The following is a 17,626-nucleotide window of genomic DNA, read 5'->3' on the forward strand; positions in this document are numbered from 1 at the left end:
CTAAGCGTCATCGATGCCTACCGCATATGAAGGAGACCAACGCCTCGTGCGCTGAACTCAAATCGATTCCGGTCACATCCGCTGTCGTTCACACGTTTCGGGGACGGGCCAGCCTGGCAGCAAGCACACGTGGGACGTGCCGCACGGTGAACGCGTACGCCTTGTACTGCAACCCTGTGATGCTGACCGGCCGGTGGCGTCGCAGGTCCCTGAGCGCTTGGTCGACCACGGCTTCGGCGTCGAGCCACGCACGCTCGGGCAGTGCGCTGACATCCATCCCGGCCCTTTGCTGGAATTCGGTGCGGGTGAAGCCGGGGCACAGGGCGAGGACCTGGATGTTGTGCGGGGCGAGATCGACCCGCAGGGACTCGCTGAAGGCGATCAGCCATGCCTTAGCCGCGCCATAGGTTCCGGTCGGTAGCAAGCCCGCGACGGATGCGACATTGAGTACGGAGCCGCGCCTGCGGGGCAACATGCCGTGCACCGCGGCGTGGGTGAGCCGCAGGGGTACCCGGACCAGGACGTCGAGCATGCGCTCCTCATCGTCGACCGGGCTGTGCGGGAACGGCTTGGCCAGGCCGAATCCCGCGTTGTTGACCAGGATGTCGACGGGCGAGTCGTCAAGGGCGAGGCGCTCCTCGACCCGGCGGCAGTCGGCCGGAACGGAAAGATCCGCCTGGATCGTGTCCACGGCGATGTGGAACCGGTCCCGGAGGTCGGCTGCGGTTCGCTCCAGCCTCCCCTGGTCGCGGGCCACCAGGATCAGGTCGTGCTGCATAGCGGCGAAGCGGCGGGCGAACGCCGCTCCGATACCCGAAGTGGCTCCGGTGATCATGGTCGTTGTCATGCAGTCCCTTTCGGTGTTGTCACCCGATCACGGTGGTCATCTCGCGCCGCTGGGCAGCTGTAGGCCGCGGCGACCCGGAGCAGGAACTCCGTCTCCCCCGCCATGTTCACTTGCTCGGGCTGGACGAGATGGGCCCGGTTTGCTGAGGGGGGCTCGCCCGCCAGCTTGGCCCGGCAGGCTTCTCTGAGCTTGCCGGCGAGGGCATCGGGGTCCCCACCTCGTGTGTCGGCATAGCCGACTTCGCTGTCGGCGAAGGCATGGTCAGACGGCAGGTAGTCGCGCAGGACGAGGATCGCGTCGCGGATCTCTACGATTTTGCGGTAGACGATCAGATCTCGGGGTCCTTGCGGCCAGAGGATCTCCCCCAGGCGTTTGCGAGGCTTGATCAGCGCCACGGAGGGCACCGCGTCGACGAGATCGTGCCACAAGGGCCACAGGCGCCACAGGGTCGTGACCTTGTCGAGGGCCATGCGTGTATCGAGAACGGTCGGAACGGCGATTGAGGCAGCCCTGAGCAGGCCGTGCAGCCCCATGGTGAGCGAGAGGAACGGCGGGATCCACGGCGACCGTGTCGGCATGTACACCAGATACCCGAGCCAGAACAGTCCGGCGAAGGCGGTTCCCAGGCCGAAGAGCGCCAAGCTCGTCCGCGAGGTGCCGCTGGTGCTGCGGCGGCCGTAGCGCCAGCACACGATGAGGCACGTGCTGTCGGACGCGAGGTGCATGCCAGTGAGAATGAGCCAGAACTCGATAGAAGGTTCTGAAACACCGTGAGGTCCGATGAGTTCCTGCGTGTGCGGCTTCGCCGTCGCATCGCGGAGGACCAGCAAGAGCAGGAGCGCGGCGCCGATCATGTGTAACCGCGCTCTCGGAGGTCCGCCGCCGGTGACTACCAAGAGGAAGTCGAGCACCAAGATGGCAGAGAAGGCCGCGAACAAATGCATGGCCAGGTGGGTCAGATGGGGGTCTCGGGTGAAGAAGTCGATGGCCCTGCTCACCGGGTTGAGACGGAGTGCCATGGCCGCCGCTGCCGCTGCCACAGCGATGCACAGCCCGCGTTGGCGGCTGTCGTGACGGGCTGAGGGGATGCGCAGCAGCACTGCGGCCCAAATGGCTGCCGTCCCCACGTCTTCGACCAGCCGCCCGAGGCGGGATAAGTCAGTGAGCATGTGGGCCGCTGCCTCCAAAAACGGCCTCGAGCTCTCCAAGTGTTCCTGATGGCGGAGACTCGCGTGCTCGGGCCGTCGTTGTTCTGATAAGGCTCGCCAGCATTTCCGCCTCTTGTTCCTGGACCGTGGAATAGCTCGTGCGGGCGAGGAGTCGTTTGACGGTGCGAGGACTGAGGTCGGCGAACAGCCCGGCCAGCTCCGTAGTGCCGCGCGCACTCAATGAATAATGATCGAAGAGTAGGTGGGCGATTTCATGGAGGATGATGTGCTCTTGATGGAGCCAAGTCGTCTGCGGCTCAAAGAATATGTGATCGTCCGTGTCGGTGGCGAGCCAGAGGCCGCAGACCGAGGTGCCGATGGTGTACGGCTGGATAGCGTGTAAGTGAATGGGACGTCGGCGCTCTTGGGAAAGATGTGCGCATAAGGATTCTGCGGAGAAAGGTCGGGGAAGGTCCAACTGGTCCACTATCGACTGGCATCGTCGCTGGAGTCTTCTGAAGCGGCTCGGCATGCGGGTACCTTCACTCTCCTTTGAGCGGGCAACGAGAACGCACACTCTCCGATGCATCGGATCTGCGGTTCTGCAGGCACTCGCAGGATCCTTTGACACACAGCTGGACGCGTCAACCGCAGTCGATCACAACCAACGGAATCCGGCCACAGACTGCAAGGCACCGAGAGACCCGCGCTCAGGCATTGAGGTGAGCATTCCCTACGCGCGGAGCTAGTTCTCGATCTCCGGCTCGCCTGTTGTCTCGATGTCCGGAAGACGCTGGATTCTGCGGGCCTCAGTGACCATGGTGAGCAGTGCGTCGAGAGTCTCGGGCGATAGCCCCTCGGCGCGCAGAGCGAGGTTGCGGACGCGCGCGTTCCGCAAAGCGGAGGCCAATTTGAGCTGTGCGCTCACGCGTTCAGCTACATCGTCATCGAAGAAGTACTCCGGCGGGACTCCGAAGAACTCGGCCAGTACGTCAAGTTGCTCCAGAGTCACATTGCGCTTCTTGCCCGTGGCCAGCTCCCACAGATAGGTCGCCGAGATCGTACCGCCGGTGCTCTGTCTGATCTGTGCGGCCAGTTTCGCGTATCCCGGACGCTGCCGCTCGTCTGGGTAGAGCGCCGCTATAAGCTCGCTCAGGCGTTGATCGAACTTGGCGAGTAGCGGTCGACTGCCGTGCCCCCGAGGGAGTTCGCTGTCGCTCATCAGCCGTCCTCTGGTGGAGACGTAACGCCCGGCGTGGGCTGTCCGCTGTGTCGGTCGATGCTACACACAGCGCGACGTATCCATCCGCCGCTGCGGACATCAATGAGCCACCCAGCGTTCTCCCCCGGGCGCGGCGCCTCATCCCCGAGCGTCTTCTGCCGAACCCCCGCCCGCTGCCTGCGCGATCAGCGCGCCCACGACGAAGCAGCCCCCGCTGATCAGCGAACCAGCGCGCATCCCCGACTCAAAGTGCCCGGCATCGGCGACCAGCGCGCCAAGGAGGGCCACCCCCACTGCGCTCCCCACCTGGCGACTGGCGTTGAGCACTCCTGACGCGACACCCGACCTGTTCGGCGGGGCCGACTCCACTACCGACGCCACGGCCGCAGGCATGGTGAACGCCGTGCCGAAACCAATGGCGCCCAGAGGCAGCACCAGCGCCCAGTACGGGGTCGAGCGACCTGCGACGAGCAACGCGAAGAACCCCGCAGCACCAATCAACAGGCCCAGCGTCATGGGCGCCCGGGGGCCGGTGCGCGCGGTCATCCGTCCTCCCAAGGCCGAAGCGAGGCCGGCCATCGCCGTCTGAGGCAGGATCGCCAGGCCGGCCCATAGCACCGCATAGTGGCGGTACTGCTGGAAGTAGAAGGTGACAACGAACAACTGCCCGTAAAAACCGATGTTGAGCAACAGGCCGACGGCAGTGGCGCTGGAGAACGTGACATGGCGGAACAGCGACAGCGGCAGCATGGGGTTCGGGACCCGTTGCTCGACGAGCACGAAGGCCGTCCCGCAGATGACGAAGAGCGCGAACGCGGCCAGGACCATCGACGAGTACCACCCTCGGTGCCCCCCTTCGATGATCGCGAAGGTGATGGCCCCGAGGGCCAAGATGCCGAGGATCTGCGCGGGCAGGTCCATGCCGCGCACTCGCTGCTGCCGCGGCGCCACCACATAGCGGGCCGTCAGGGCGATGCCTAGTAGCCCGAAGGGGAGATTCACGTAGAACACCGAGCGCCAACCGAAAGCGGAGACGAGCAGCCCGCCGAGCACAGGTCCGGAAGCAGCGGCGATGCCTCCGATGCCGCCCCAGACACCGATCGCCCGCGCTCGGTCTTCCTTGTTGGCGTATGAGGCATGGATCAAAGCGAGCGACGTGGGAACGACCAGCGCGGCGGCAAGTCCTTGCAACAGACGCATCAGCACCAGAAACCACAAGGAAGGTGCCATGCCGCACCCGACGGATGTGGCGACGAACGAGCCGAGTCCCGCCTGGAACACGGGCTTACTGCCCAACCGGTCACCTACGGATCCCGCTGACAGCAGCAGTCCGGCGAAGACGATGGTGTAGCCGTCGGCGACCCATTGGGCGCCCGCCAGATCCCCGCCCGACCCGAAGTCCCGGCCGATCGGCGGCAGCGCGACTGCCACCACCGTCGCGTCCAGCATCACCATGAAGAACCCGAGGCACAAAGCGACCAATGGCAGTCGGGAAGCTGCACGTGACGGCGCGGGGTCCGCAACCGCCGCACGGGGTTTCAATCCATCCAAGGACATCGGCGTTCCTTCACTCCCTTCCGCACCCGACATCAGGCCAGTCGTGCCTTCACCTCGGCCGACTCCCGAACCGCGATCGCATCGAGCTCGACTGCCGCCCCTAATGGGAGCCTTTCCACCATGAACGCCGTCCGAGCGGGCGGGTCAGCGGGGAAGAACTCGCCGTATGCCTCGTCGAAAGCGGGCATGTTGTCATAGGTAGTGAGCCACACTCGCATGCTGACGACGTCGGCCAGCGTCATTCCCGCGGCTTCGAGGGTGGATCCCAGATTCGTGAGCGCCTGGCGCCCTTGGGCCGCTACGTCGGCTGCGACAAGCCTCCCACCACTGTCGACGCCGAAATGGCCGGCCAGGTAAGCGGTGTTGCCAACCAACACTCCGGGGGAGTAACGGTAACCGGGAAGCTTTCCCCGGGTGATCAACTCGCGGCCCATCAGTACCTCCACAAAGACAGAGATGCACATCCCATGTACACGGAACCCGCGCTTCGGTGCGTACTCCGTGTCGAAGGGGAAGCGAAGGCTTCCAACCTAGCCCCGGGAAGCTTCGGGCCAGGTCGAAGTGTGCCGCCGGTATGGTCGACCTGACCGGTAGGTGCTCCGCACACGGGACAGTGGGAGCATCAGGGTCGTACGATGGTCTATCGCACTGGAATTCGTTGGAGACTCATGCGCGACTTAGCGGGAGACGCGAATTTTCTGACTCCGGCCGCTTTGATCGGAGACCAGACACGGGCCCGGATCCTGCTTGCCCTGCTGGACAACCGAGCGCTTCCGATGACCATGCTCGCCACGGAGGCAGGAGTGGCACCCTCTACGGTGAGCGGCCACCTGACCCAACTGGTAGAGGGAGGGCTTCTGACGGTCAGACGGCAAGGCCGCCACCGCTACTACAGCCTCGCCTCAGCCGAGGTCGCGCACGCCTTGGAGACGCTCGCCAAGCTGGCCCCACCGTTCACACCACGTTCCCTGCGCTCCGGCACCCGAGCCCGCGCCATGCGTTTGGCGCGCACATGCTACGACCACCTCGCCGGCCATCTGGGGGTCAGTGTCATGCAGGCGCTGATCGAGCGGAAGGCCCTCATCGGCGGTAACGGTGTGCACGACCCGGCCCGTTCGGTCAAGGACCGGCTGTCCGCGCCCGGTTGGGACCTGACATACGAGGTCACCGAGCACGGTTGGACGGTTCTCGGTGAAGTGGGCGTGGAGCCGCCGCGCACGGCACGCAAGGCAGTGCGCTACTGCGTCGACTGGACAGAGCAGCGACATCACCTGTCTGGCGCCGTAGGTGCCGTGGTGCTCGAGCGACTGCTGGAACTCGGATGGGTCGTCAAGGCGCCCAACAGCCGGGTGGTCCGTGTGCCGGACAAGGGCGTTCACGGTTTCCGCGAGTGGCTGGGCATCGAGATGGACGCACTGCGCACGCGCGCCGCCGCGTGATCAGGCCCCAACGCTGGGGCCCTCGGATCACCGGCGGCGCCCGACGTACTGAGTCACATCACCACTGATAGGGGAGAAACTTCCCGTCCAGCACGACCACGACGCGGTCGCCGGCCGGATCCGGCACACGACGTACATCCAGCCGGAAGTTGACGGCGCTCATGATGCCGTCGCCGCACTGCTCGTGGATAAGTTCCTTTAACGCTGGTCCGTAGAGCCTCAGGACCTCGTAGAACCGGTAGAGCGTGGGGTCGGCGGGAAAGGTCCCAGAAGCGTCGTCGCGTACGGGCGGCAGTTGCAGCGCCTGGACGACCTCCGGTTCCAGGCCAAGGAGCGATCCCGCAGCCTGTGCCTCGGCGGACGTCAAGGGGTGCCGACCGAGTAGCGCGGCCGTGGCCCACACGGGCGGACGGCCCATCGCTTCGGCCAGTAGCTCCCAGGTGACGTTGCGTCGGATCTTGGCTACACGTACGGCTTCCGCCGCCTCGCCTCTGCTATGCATCGAAGTGCCCCTTCCCGGTGTCGGGCTGCTCGATGTCACCGGCGTCGTGGGCGGCGAGCACCCCGGTACCGCTGTGCGAGCGCAGCCGGTGCTCTCTAAGCGCCCGGTCGACCAGTTCGCCGGCGGCACCGCGGTAGTCGGCGGGATTAAGGATCTCCTCGATCTTCCTGGGGGAAAGATGCTCGAGGATGCCCGGATCGGTGCGGACTGCCCGGTTGAAGGGCATACCGGTTGCGGTGGACGAGGTGGCTATCCTGCCCAGGTACTGCTTGGCACCGGCCTTGCCCAGCGCGTCCGTCAGGTGCACGGCCAGCCGCTCGGCGACGATCTGCCCCTCGGTGAGCTCCATATTGCGTGCCATGGCACCGGGCTGGGCGGCGAGGCCCTCGGCGAGTTCTGCCGCCGTGTGCGCCGCACCGCCCGCGATCCGCAGAGCCTCCCGCAGCGGTTGCCACTCCGCATGCCAGGCACCTGCGGGCCGTTCGTCCTCGGCCAGCATGCAGTGCATCAACACTGACGCATGAGCTGGCAACTGCAGCGCGGCTGACAGCAGGAGCGTGGCCAGAACGGGGTTGTGCTTCTGCGGCATCGCGGAGGAGGATCCTCGTCCCTCGGCCGTCGGCTCGGTTGCCTCGGCGACTTCGGTACGAGCAAGGTTCAGCATATCTGTACCGAACTTCCCAAGTGCGCCTGTCAGCATGGACAGTTCGGCGCCGAGCGCGGCAATCGGGGCTCGGGCGGTATGCCAGGGCAGCACAGGTTCCGCCAGCCCCAGTTCCTCGGCGAAGACCGAGACCAGCTCCAGCGCGGGTGACCCGCCGTCCTGAGCCACCACCCCCCGTAGCACGGCATACTCATGGTAGGAAGCCAAGGTCCCGGCGGCGCCCCCGAGTTGAGCGGGCAGCTCGCCGCGGACTCGCCTCAGACGCACCGATGCTTCGCCGATGGCGTGCAGCCACCCAGCTGCCTTCAGACCGAACGTGGTGGGCACCGCGTGCTGGGTGAGGGTGCGCGCGGCCATGGGGGTGTCGCGGTGGCGTTCCGCGAGCCGTGCCAGAGCGTCGCAGACACGATCGAGGTCTTCCAGGATCAGGTCCACGGCGTGGGCCGCAAGCAGCATGGTGGCGGTATCGAGGATGTCCTGGCTGGTGCTGCCCCGATGCACGTCGTCCGCAGCGTCCGGATACCGGGCTGCCACCTCTCGGGTGAGCTCCTGCACGAACGCGACCACGGGGTTGGCGGCGTCACGTGCCCTGCAGGCCAGCGACACCAGGTCGCACCGCCAGCTGCCGGCCACGGCCGCGATTGCGTCCGCGGAAGTCCACGCAATCATCCCGATGCGGGCCTGGGCGCAGGCGAGAGCCACCTCGGCGTCGAGCATGGCCGACAGCCACGCCTCATCCGACAGCGCTGCCTCGGTCGGCGCACCCGCCCGAACAGGGGACATCAGCGCGGCGTCCAGGGCCCCCAGCTTCCCGGCGCCCTCGGCGCCGGGAACCCCCGACGCTGCATCCGTCTGCGTCAGCGTCACACGACACCTCCGGGCATGGTCGGCGAGGAGAAGACATGAGCGTGCTCGGGGGGTCGGCGGTCGCCGCTGTCGGCGTCGAGCGCCGCCCGAGCCATGGCGTCGGCATCACTGAGCGTTACCGAGTTGACGCCGGGGCGAACACCAGCCGCAGTCACCCAGTGCACCCCTTCAGTCGGTACACCGAACGCGTACCGAGCGGGGTGGGGACGACCATCGGCATCCAGCACGGGGTAAGGACGTGCGCCGACGGCCAAGGCCCCCGTCATGTAGCCGGGCCCGGCCGGGGAGCCGATGTGGTACGGATGGCAGCCGCCCGAGGCAAGCAGGTGGCGCAGCAGGGGATCGCGGGTGCGCCGGATGTCTGCCTGCGGAAGGCGCGCCTCGATGACCACGGATGCCGACAAGGGCCGCGCGCCGGTCAGGTCTGACTCGATGTCGAAGCGCCCGGTGACGGCGTTGGCGCCGATCCGCATGCCCGGCCCCACCAACGTCAGGACACCGGCCTCCATCAGCGCCATCATCTGCCGAATACGGCTTCGAGGCGGGCCGATGGACAGGAAGGCGTTCATGGGGGTGTACCAGTCGTCGAGGTCGTCTCGGTACGACCCGCCGGTGATGCCTTGGTGGTCGACAACGAGTCGGACTTCATTGCGCAGGTCCCGCAGCACATCGAGAGCTGCCTTGAGCGGGTTGGAGGCATTGCCCTGTGCTGCCTGGGCGGCGTCTTCGCGAAGATGACCGATCAACCACTGGTTGAATTCCTCGGTCCCCTCGAACCGCATGCCCGCATGCGGATGATTCACCCGTTCCCAGTCCCACAGGTCCTCGGCCCCGATGCCGTAACTGCGCAGCAGCCCGAGCTCCTCGTCGGTTCCCGCGGCCTTGGCGTACCGCTCAAGGAACTCGGCCGCCGTGCACTGGCACTCCCGTTGCGCGAGCAGCGTGGCGTAGTAGGCGCCTTGCACCTCCAGGCTGATCAGTGGCCACACGTCCCGCCGAAACTCCACTCCCTTGCCCTCCTGCGCGCGCCGTCTGAACCCGGCGATCACGTCAGCGGTGAGGAAGCGTGGCTCGTGGCGTTCGGATACGCCCTTCTGGTTCTCGCCGCGCGCGTGGTACGGCAGGCCGCGCCGCGAGCCCGCGATCAGTGTCGGCTCCTCGCCGGACGGTTCGTAGACCAGGCGTTCGCCCTCCGACCGGAAGGTTCCCCCGCATCCTTCGGTCAACAGCGCCATGTAGTCGAAGAAGTTGAGTCCGAGGCCGCGCAGGGCCACGACGGCTCCAGGGAAGATGCCGGTGAGGTCGGCCTCCGAGGGATTCTGCGGGGGGATGTACACGGCCCCGCCTGCCTGCGCGTGCGCGGCCAAGGCCGCTTCCGTCCCCGCCAGCTCGCAGTCCAGATGTCCCTGAGCGAGGATCACCGCGTCCAGCCCCTTGAGTGGCCCGCCATCGCTCAATTCGATCGTCTGGCTGCCGTCGGCGCAGTCCGTGAGCCGCGTGGCCGCGGCCTGCCAGACCGTCACCTCCACCTGCTTCGGGGCGGTGTTGACGATGTGCTCGAAGGCCCACCGTAAATAGGTGCCGTAGAGGGCGCGCGTCGGATACGCGTCGGGCCCGAGCCGCTTGGCCTCCTCCCGCACACTGAACTCGTACTCGCTGAGCTGGGCAGTAAGCGAAAAGAACCGCGCCCACTCATACAGGCTTGGCCCTTCTGCCACCGGCCCCCCGCACTCGACCGAGTCGTCCGTGAAGACGGTGACCTGGGACGCCACCGTGTTCATGAGAAGCTCTCTTGCCTGGTCGGTCCGCCACACGCGGCCCGCACCCGCAGGAAACGGATCAATGGCATGCACGTGTATACGTTTTCCAGGAGCCACCACAGGCGCGTTGGCGCAGATCCTCTCGACCACCGCCAGTCCGCGCGGCCCGGCTCCGACCACCGCGATGGACCTGGTGGTCGACACCTGTAAATCCGGTTCCAACTCATCCTCCACAAAGGCTGCTTCAGCGCTACGTCGCTGCGGACACGTGTCAGCCCAGGATCTTCCCGGGGTTGAAGATGCCCCGGGGATCCAGCGCCTCTTTCACGCTCCGCTGCATTGCTATGACCGCCAGGCTCATTTCGCGGCGCATTCCATCCCGCTTGAGCAGCCCGATCCCGTGCTCGGCGGTCACTGTTCCGCTCAGGGCAATCGCCGCGTCCATGATCTCGTCGAATACGTGCTGCACTCTGACCGTTGCAGCGGCATCCAGGCTCGGCATCCTGATCAAGGGGTGCAGGTTACCGTCCCCGGCGTGCGCGATATTGGCCACAGGTATCTCCCAAGTTGCGGAGATGTCCGAAATACGTGCCAGCATCTCCGGAACGTGGCGCCGAGGTACGCACACGTCCTCGGTCAGGACGGGCCCCAATCGCGCCAGTGCGGGATAGGCGAGCCTGCGGGCCTCGAAGAGAGCCTCGGACTCGACAGGGTCGGTGGACACATCCGCCCATGTAGCGCCGGCGCCGTTGAAGCAGTCCATCAACACCCTGCCCTCTTCCTCCGCTGCACCCGGCGGTGCGTCGCTGCGCGCCAGCAGGAGTACAGCGGCATCGCGATCCATGCCCGTCCGCTTCCACTCGTCGACGGCCCTCAGGCAGTTGCGGTCGACCAGCTCCAAGGCGGCAGGCGTCACTCCGCAGGCGGCCACTGCGGCTACCGCCCGCCCCGCGTCGGCGAGCTCTTTGAAGAAGCCGACCACCGTCACAGGAGGCGTACGGTTCCTGCTGCGGAGCCGCAGCGTGACCTCAGTGACTACTCCTAGCGTGCCTTCCGATCCGACGAACAGCCCGCGCAGGTCATACCCGGCCACGCCCTTGACCGTGTGGCAACCGAGCCGTACCGCCGTACCGTCGCCCACGACAACTTCGAGGCCGAGCACATGGTCCCCGGTGACTCCGTACTTCACACAGCAGATCCCGCCGGCGTTGGTGGCCACATTGCCCCCGATGGTCGACCAAGCGGAGCTCGCAGGGTCAGGCGGGTACCACAACCCGTGCTCGGCGCATAGGCGCTTGAGGTCATCATTGACGACCCCCGGCTGCACGGTGGCCGTCTGGTTCTCCACGTCCACCTCGCGGACCTGATTCATGCGCTCGGTGCTGATCACGACACATCCATCGACCGCGTTGGCGCCGCCGGAAAGACCTGTGCCCGCACCCCGCGGTACGAGAGGCACATCGAACTCGGCACAGGTGCCGACGATCGCGCAGACATCCGGCGTGTCCTGCGGCAACACGAGCGCGCGGGCCTGCCCGAACGGGGCCCCGGCCGCCTCGTCGTGCAGGTAGCCGCTCGGTATGTCCTCCTCGACCAGCACGCGAGAACGCGGGGCGCGAGCGCGCAGGGCCGCGATCAACGGGTCATCCAGCATGAGCGATCTCCTGAGATGGCACGAACGAGCGGGGAGAGGAGAGCGTGCGTGGGCCGTACCGGGTCGTGGGGCCCCGGTACGGCCCATCCATGTGTCCCCCCCCGGCGCGGGGCGAGCGTGCTACCTGCTACGGCGGGAGGCGAAGAGCTCCGCCAGCAGTGCCGAGCGCAGAACGACGCCCTTGGCCACGCCCTCGAAGTAGTGAACGTTGGCCATGTCGTCTGTCTCGGGCGGCAGCTCCGGGCCACGGGGACCGGTGTGGACCACCGGAACACCTGTCCCCGTGCGGCTGAGCAGCGCGCTGCCGAACACGAACCGTTCATCGAGCTGGTGCGACCGAGTACGGGAGCGCACAGCGCTCTCATGGAAGTCCGACAGCTCGAACGGGATCATGCTCACCGCGTCGACCTTGCTCAGCAACTCGGCCGCGGAGCCCGCTATCCCCCAGGACATCCCGGCATCCCGGATCGTGCGTTGGACATCGTCCGGAACGGTCGCGCCCTCCGGCGCGAGGAAGACGATGCCCGCTGCACCAAAGGCAGACAACCCGTAGATGAGAGAGCGCGCGTGCCGACAGACGGGGTCGCCCACATAGCCCAGGGTCACGCCCGTGAGCTGACCCAACTTGGAGCGCAGCACCCACAGATCGAGCATGGCCTGTGTCGGGTGCTCCCGGTCACCGGTGCCGGCGCTGATGACAGGGACCTGCGACACTGCCGCCGCTCGCTCCGCAGCGTTGTCCTCCGTGTGCCGCAGCACCAAGGCGTCAACGTAGCTGCCCACGACGCGCACGGTGTCCTCCAGGGATTCCCGGTAGAAGTCACCGGCCCTGGTGGTCGCGACATCGGAGAAGCCGATGGCCGCGCCGCCGATGCGGCGCGCCGCCGCCTCAAAGCTGAGCCGGGTACGTGTGCTGTTCTGGTAGAAGAGCACCCCGAGCAGCATGCCAGGCGCCGACTGGGCCACGATTTCCCGCGGCTGACGCAGCATCCACTCCGCCCTCGCCCAGACGCTCTCATAGTCGGAGCGCTGCCAGGTGCGCAGCGATGCTGCGTGCAGGGGTAACGCGGACCGCTCGGTGGCACGGTTGCGGGGCGGGGCCTCGGGGACCGCGAGGCGGTTGGCTACCACCACTGTCCCTCCACGGTCTTGGCCACCCATTTCTGCGTGTCGAGCATCGCGTACCCGGGCGTGACCGGCAGCGGCACGGCACCGGGCAGCTGGTCCAGCCCGGTGATGGCCTGGCCGAGACGGGACGCGAGCATGCCCTGGGCGAGAGGTGGGGTGCCCGCGAAGATGGGGCATTCCTGGTTCTTGATGAACCACTCGTCGAGGGTGGGTCGGCGCGGGTAGTCCGGCATCTCTGGAATGAACCTGCTGATGAGCTGCTCGGCGTTCTTCTCGTTCATCTCCTCGCCCTCGGGAACGCCGAAGTACTCCTCCGCAGTCATGGAGTCGCGGGTCCACTTGAAGAAGAACGTGCGGTGGCCGAACACCGGGGTGAGCATCATGAACTGGCACCGCTCGGAACGACGGAAGGCCCGGTGCAGGGTGTAGCGAGCCTCGATCTCATACAGCTCGATCTTGTCGAGGACGTAGTCGCAGCCCTCGAAGAACTCGTCCACCGTCTCCTCGGTGATGCCCTCGGGATACACCTCGATGTTCACATCCCGAGTGGTGTTGTACACCGCCTCGGCGACAACCTCGGCCTTGTTGCGGCCCACCGTGTCGATGGTCGCGCCGAACTGCCGGTTGATGTTGGAGACCTCGAACGTGTCCGGGTCGGCCACCTTCAGGTTCTGCACACCCATACGCACCAGCCGCTCGGCGGTCGCTCCACCTATCCCGCCGACGCCGGCGATTCCGATGACTGCATTCTTCAGCTTGAGCTGACGCTCCTTCTGCTCCTCCACCGCGTCGCCCAGCCAGCCCAGGTTGCGGCGCACTCGCTCCCAGTAGTACTGCTCGTCGCTCTCCGTCGCGACATAACGCTTCCGTTCCGACATCGATGACCCTTCTGGTGTTCGTTGTGGAAGATGCGGCGCGAATCGGCCGCTCACTGGTGTGTGGATTTCAGTCGTTGGGCTTGACGGCAGTAACCGATACGCCGTCGAACATAAACGCATCGCGCTCGAAGCGCGTGGCGATTTCCTCGAACTCGCAGCACCGCTCCAGGTAGTCGATGACCTCCTTCCCTTCGGGAGTCGAGGCCGCCACGGGCCGGGGGCTGTTGTCCGGGCCGAGGATGCAGGGGGCGAATCCTGCCTCCAGCGTCCCCCCTCTGTAACTGAGTACGGCAAAGCCCGTGAGCCTGCCCTCGGGATGGAACGGCAGCAGTGGATAACCTTCGCGCGCGCCGATGCGGTAGTCGCCGAAACGCCGGGCGCTCTCCCGCCGCAGCCTGGCGTCTCCGCGCCCCAGATAAGCCGACTTCTGCAGCCGTTCTTCGAGTCCAGGAAGATCGAAAGCGAAGTGTCCCAGCCCGTAGAAGATGGGACGACCACGGTGAAACTCGATTCCACGCAACAGGTGGTGGTGGTGTCCGAGCACCGCATCCGCACCGGCGTCGATGGCGGCACGGGCGGTGCGCACCTCGTGATCGGTGAGGACAAACGGCCTGGTGAAGTCGCCCCAGTGGAAGCTCGCCACCACCAGGTCCGCACGCTTGCGGGCCTGCGCGATGTCCTCGCGCAGCGCGTCCATGTCGCCCTCGTCGGGGACGGTGATGACCCTGGGCAGCAGCCCCGGGTTCCACTCGTTCGTCTCCCAGGGAGAGTAGAGAGTGCTCGCCCGCACCGGAGCCAGACCGGGTACGCCTGGCCGGGCTTCGTATCCGCAGGGAAAGACGGAGGCATAAGCCAGTACGGCCACCCGCCCCCGACCAGTGTCGATCACTGCGGGTTCGTGCGCCGCGGCACTGTTCTCACCGGCTCCCGCGGTAGCCACTCCGCTGTCTCGCATGAGCTTGCGCGTCTCAAGGAGCGCAAGCGATCCGCCGTCGAGGCTGTGATTGTTCGCCAAAGAGACGACGTTGATTCCAGCGGTCGCGATGCTCGGCGCATGCGCCGGATCCGCGATTACCGGCACACCTGCGCTCGGTGCCCGCTCCTCGGTGTTGCTGTAAACGCCCTCCAGATTGGCGAACGCCACACCCGCGCTGCGAAAGGCACTGCGGACGTACTGGAACGCGTCCTCCGGATCCTTTCGGTGCACAAAGACGTCCCCGACGGCAACGACGCGTAACTCATCCATGTGCGGCATGGCTCCCTCGACCACTCCGACTCCGCCCACTAAAGCGGATGAACATGCCTGTGAGCATACGCTCGAATTGGAATCATCCGTCAACAACAGCGAATGACCTGACCCAAGTTGGCGCGAAGGCATCCATTAATGCGGACAGTCGGGGCCTGGCCGGTGACGACACAGGCATGACGTGACACCCCGCCCGACGCCTGTGTCACCAGGGCACCAGGGCAAGGGCGGTCGCCAGCATTCGAGCGATGCTGCAGCCTCAGGGCGTACGTCGTGCTCGAGTTCAGGGCGTGATCCGGCCACTCACTCGACTTTCAACAACGACACCAGCTTTGCTTCGGGATCACGCCGCACACCAACTCGGCGCCACCCTCGCAGGCAGGGCCAACGCGATGTCCATGCGGTCTGGTGCGGAGGTGAGCACCGGGGAATGCGACGCGGCCGCGCCGAGGGGCGATGGCCCCGTGTGCTGGTGAGCCGACACCCAGGCCGGAACCTTCTGGGCGGCCTCGACGGCAACGCAGAGCACTGAGCACCCGACCGCGAGCGGTATTCATGGCCGAGTCCAGCGAACGGCTTGGACGGCGAAGGTGGGTGATCGAGCGGACCATGAGCTGGCTGTCTGGTTACCGTCGACTCTCGCCGCGCTACGAGCGCGATCCGCGCAACTACCTGGCCTTTCTCGGCCTCGGCGCCGCCCTGTGCTGCTACTAGCGACTCGTCCGACCCACCACGTAGGGCACCGTCTAAGCCTTGATCCACCGGTCGGCTTTTGAAAGGTTTTGCGGGTGGGTTCTTGGGCTGTTGGCTGGGGGTGGGCAGGGGGTATCCGCTGGTTTGTCCAGCTCTTCCACGTTTCGGTTCCGGTCGGCCCTGGCGGGCGGGTGGTTAGGGACGTCAGGGCGTATCGGGCGGCGCGTGGACGGTTTCGAACAGGTGCGTCCAGGCGTGTTGCCAAGGCCAGTTGTCCGGCAGGTGCAAGGTGATGCGCCGTGCGGAGCGGGCGATCCGGGCGGGGAGGTGGATCAGGTGGGCGCGCAGAGTGGCGGTGGTGGCCTTGGCGTGGAAGGCGGAGGCCACAGCGCCGGTGGACCGCAGCAGGTTGTAGGCCATCGCCCACAGGATCAGCCAGGCGGCGTTGGCGTGGAAGTGTGCAGAGGGCAGGTGGGCCAGGGCGGAAGCTTTGCTGTCGGCGATGACCTGCTCGACGACGGCGTGGTGGCGGTGCTCGCGTTCAGCCTGGAGCATCGGCGCGGGGTTGTCAGTGAAGAACGGGTGGTAGCGCCAGAGGGGGAACGACTCGCCCTGCTCCCCGACGATGGCTGGTTTGGCCAGGTCGCGGACTCGGCGCACGCTGAGGCGGGCGGTGACCTGCTCCGCTTTCTTGCGGCTGGCGAAGGCGGTGTAGGCGGGTATCTCGGCGACTTCCGCGTCCGAGATGAGTTCTCCCGTCTCGGGGTCGGGCACGGCGGTGGGGTAGGTGATCTGCTGCCATGCGGCCTCGGGTATGCTGAGGACGGCCCGCTTGATGGAGGGGTTCATGCCGCAGGTGATCGAGAAACGGGCCCCGGCCCGGCGGCAGGCGGCGATCACACCGGCGTTGTAAAACTGGGAGTCCGCGCGCAGGATGCGCATGCCGGTGCAGCCGGCCTCGGCCGCGGTGGCCAGAGCTTCACTGACGAATTTCGGGGCGCCGCGGGAATCGGCTGCCTTGCCCCGGCGCATCCGCACGGCGGCGATCACCGGCCGCGAGGCGGGAGTGCAGATCGTGGCCAGCAGCGGGTGCAGGGTGCGTATCCCCTTGAACCGGCCGTACTCAGGACTCAAATCAAAATGAGGCTTTGAGGCGTCGCCAGCAGATGATCGCGCAGCCGAGGGTGAGGAATGCTTGGTGGATGTCGGCGCGGACTTCCCAGCGGATGCGCAGGCGTCGGAACCAGTGCAGGAGGGCGAAGGCGGCCTCCACCACCCAGCGGTTCTTGCCCAAACCGCTGCCGTGGTCAGTGCCTCGGCGGGCGATGACGGGGCGGATGCCCAGCTCACGGACCCTACGGCGGTAGATGTCGTGGTCGTAGCCGCGGTCGGCGTAGAGCACGTCGGGGCGTCGGCGCGGGCGTCCGCGCTTTCCCCTGATCGGCGGCACTGCCTCGATCAGCGGAAGGAGTTGGGTGACGTCGTTGCGGTTGCCGCCCGTGACTGTGGCGGCCAGGGGGATTCCGTGGGCGTCGACGATGACGTGGTGCTTGCTGCCCGTCTTGCCGCGGTCCACTGGCGAGCGCCCAGTGGCATCCCCGCCCTTCAAGGCCCGCAGGTGGGAGCCGTCGGCGGAAGCCCGGGAGAGGTCGAGCACGTCGCCTGCGCGCAGTTCGGCGAGCAGCAGTTCGTGCAGTCGCTTCCAGACTCCCGCCTCGTTCCAGTCCCGCAGGCGCCGCCAGCACGTCATCCCGGAACCGAAGCCGAGTTCCTGCGGCAGGAACTCCCACCGGATACCGGTGTACAGCACGAACAAGATCCCGCACAGGACTTTACGCTGGTCAAGCCGCTTACGGCCCGGATAGCGGTAGCGCCGCTCCACGATCGGCAACAGCGGCTCGATCCGCTCCCACAACCCGTCCTCGACCTCCCACGGCCTGCGTGCTCCCACCCCAGTAGCCGTCACACACCCCCACATCAACCAGTCAACGCAAGGGAAAACACCGCCTGACGCTCAGTCA

The 17,626-nt window shown here is 66.6% G+C and carries 16 protein-coding genes; 2 read left to right on the forward strand and 14 right to left on the reverse strand.

Annotated elements, in window-relative coordinates; translation table 11 throughout:
- Nucleotides 1–88: 88 nt before the first annotated feature.
- The 5 genes from NON19_RS32085 to NON19_RS32105 form a co-directional block, all read right to left on the reverse strand.
- Nucleotides 89–847, reverse strand: a complete 759-nt coding sequence (locus tag NON19_RS32085) for an SDR family NAD(P)-dependent oxidoreductase (protein WP_255932793.1) — start codon at nucleotides 845–847, stop codon at nucleotides 89–91.
- Nucleotides 844–2,016: an MAB_1171c family putative transporter gene (locus NON19_RS32090; protein WP_255932794.1), complete on the reverse strand. Its 1,173-nt coding sequence runs from the start codon at nucleotides 2,014–2,016 to the stop codon at nucleotides 844–846. Before NON19_RS32090 ends, NON19_RS32085 begins: the two co-directional genes overlap by 4 nt.
- 724 nt (nucleotides 2,017–2,740) lie before the next feature.
- The gene (locus NON19_RS32095) at nucleotides 2,741–3,217 is read right to left on the reverse strand and encodes a hypothetical protein (protein ID WP_255932795.1); all 477 of its coding nucleotides are present in this window, start codon (nucleotides 3,215–3,217) and stop codon (nucleotides 2,741–2,743) included.
- A gap of 138 nt (nucleotides 3,218–3,355) precedes the next feature.
- Nucleotides 3,356–4,774: an MFS transporter gene (locus NON19_RS32100; protein WP_255932796.1), complete on the reverse strand. Its 1,419-nt coding sequence runs from the start codon at nucleotides 4,772–4,774 to the stop codon at nucleotides 3,356–3,358.
- Nucleotides 4,775–4,806: 32 nt separating this feature from the next.
- The gene (locus NON19_RS32105) at nucleotides 4,807–5,208 is read right to left on the reverse strand and encodes a RidA family protein (RefSeq protein WP_255932797.1); all 402 of its coding nucleotides are present in this window, start codon (nucleotides 5,206–5,208) and stop codon (nucleotides 4,807–4,809) included.
- Nucleotides 5,209–5,442: 234 nt separating this feature from the next.
- Here NON19_RS32105 and NON19_RS32110 point away from each other — a divergent pair, with 234 nt between their 5' ends.
- Nucleotides 5,443–6,213, forward strand: coding sequence for an ArsR/SmtB family transcription factor (locus NON19_RS32110; RefSeq protein ID WP_255932798.1), 771 nt, complete (start codon nucleotides 5,443–5,445; stop codon nucleotides 6,211–6,213).
- Nucleotides 6,214–6,271: 58 nt separating this feature from the next.
- Here the strand turns inward: NON19_RS32110 and cynS are convergent, their stop codons facing one another.
- The 7 genes from cynS to NON19_RS32145 form a co-directional block, all read right to left on the reverse strand.
- Nucleotides 6,272–6,715, reverse strand: coding sequence for a cyanase (gene cynS / locus NON19_RS32115; RefSeq protein ID WP_255932799.1), 444 nt, complete (start codon nucleotides 6,713–6,715; stop codon nucleotides 6,272–6,274).
- A complete protein-coding gene (locus NON19_RS32120; protein WP_308213765.1) occupies nucleotides 6,708–8,246 on the reverse strand; it encodes a lyase family protein in 1,539 nt (512 codons plus the stop codon). The genes cynS and NON19_RS32120 overlap by 8 nt, the downstream gene beginning before the upstream one ends.
- On the reverse strand, nucleotides 8,243–10,240 hold the full coding sequence (locus NON19_RS32125; RefSeq protein ID WP_255932800.1) for an FAD/NAD(P)-binding protein: 1,998 nt from the start codon (nucleotides 10,238–10,240) through the stop codon (nucleotides 8,243–8,245). Before NON19_RS32125 ends, NON19_RS32120 begins: the two co-directional genes overlap by 4 nt.
- A 37-nt stretch (nucleotides 10,241–10,277) precedes the next feature.
- Nucleotides 10,278–11,660 (reverse strand): FAD-binding oxidoreductase, encoded by a 1,383-nt coding sequence (locus tag NON19_RS32130; RefSeq protein ID WP_255932801.1) that lies wholly within the window; start codon nucleotides 11,658–11,660, stop codon nucleotides 10,278–10,280.
- A gap of 120 nt (nucleotides 11,661–11,780) precedes the next feature.
- Nucleotides 11,781–12,791 carry a hypothetical protein gene (locus NON19_RS32135; RefSeq protein WP_255932802.1) on the reverse strand — a complete coding sequence of 337 codons (1,011 nt, stop codon included), beginning with the start codon at nucleotides 12,789–12,791 and terminating at the stop codon, nucleotides 11,781–11,783.
- Nucleotides 12,785–13,666: a ThiF family adenylyltransferase gene (locus tag NON19_RS32140; protein WP_255932803.1), complete on the reverse strand. Its 882-nt coding sequence runs from the start codon at nucleotides 13,664–13,666 to the stop codon at nucleotides 12,785–12,787. Before NON19_RS32140 ends, NON19_RS32135 begins: the two co-directional genes overlap by 7 nt.
- A gap of 67 nt (nucleotides 13,667–13,733) precedes the next feature.
- Nucleotides 13,734–14,912 (reverse strand): CapA family protein, encoded by a 1,179-nt coding sequence (locus NON19_RS32145; RefSeq protein WP_255932804.1) that lies wholly within the window; start codon nucleotides 14,910–14,912, stop codon nucleotides 13,734–13,736.
- A 456-nt stretch (nucleotides 14,913–15,368) separates the two neighbouring features.
- Between NON19_RS32145 and NON19_RS32150 the strand changes: the two genes are divergently transcribed.
- A complete protein-coding gene (locus NON19_RS32150) occupies nucleotides 15,369–15,626 on the forward strand; it encodes a transposase (protein WP_255932805.1) in 258 nt (85 codons plus the stop codon).
- Between the two features lie 183 nt (nucleotides 15,627–15,809).
- Here the strand turns inward: NON19_RS32150 and NON19_RS32155 are convergent, their stop codons facing one another.
- Both NON19_RS32155 and NON19_RS32160 read right to left on the reverse strand, forming a co-directional pair.
- Nucleotides 15,810–16,739: an IS1380 family transposase gene (locus tag NON19_RS32155; protein ID WP_255932806.1), complete on the reverse strand. Its 930-nt coding sequence runs from the start codon at nucleotides 16,737–16,739 to the stop codon at nucleotides 15,810–15,812.
- A gap of 1 nt (nucleotide 16,740) precedes the next feature.
- Nucleotides 16,741–17,583, reverse strand: a complete 843-nt coding sequence (locus tag NON19_RS32160) for an IS5 family transposase (protein ID WP_255932807.1) — start codon at nucleotides 17,581–17,583, stop codon at nucleotides 16,741–16,743.
- Between the last annotated feature and the right edge of the window lie 43 nt (nucleotides 17,584–17,626).

Origin of the sequence: Streptantibioticus rubrisoli (assembly GCF_024436055.1) — a bacterium.
In the GTDB taxonomy this organism is placed as follows: domain Bacteria; phylum Actinomycetota; class Actinomycetes; order Streptomycetales; family Streptomycetaceae; genus Streptantibioticus_A; species Streptantibioticus_A rubrisoli.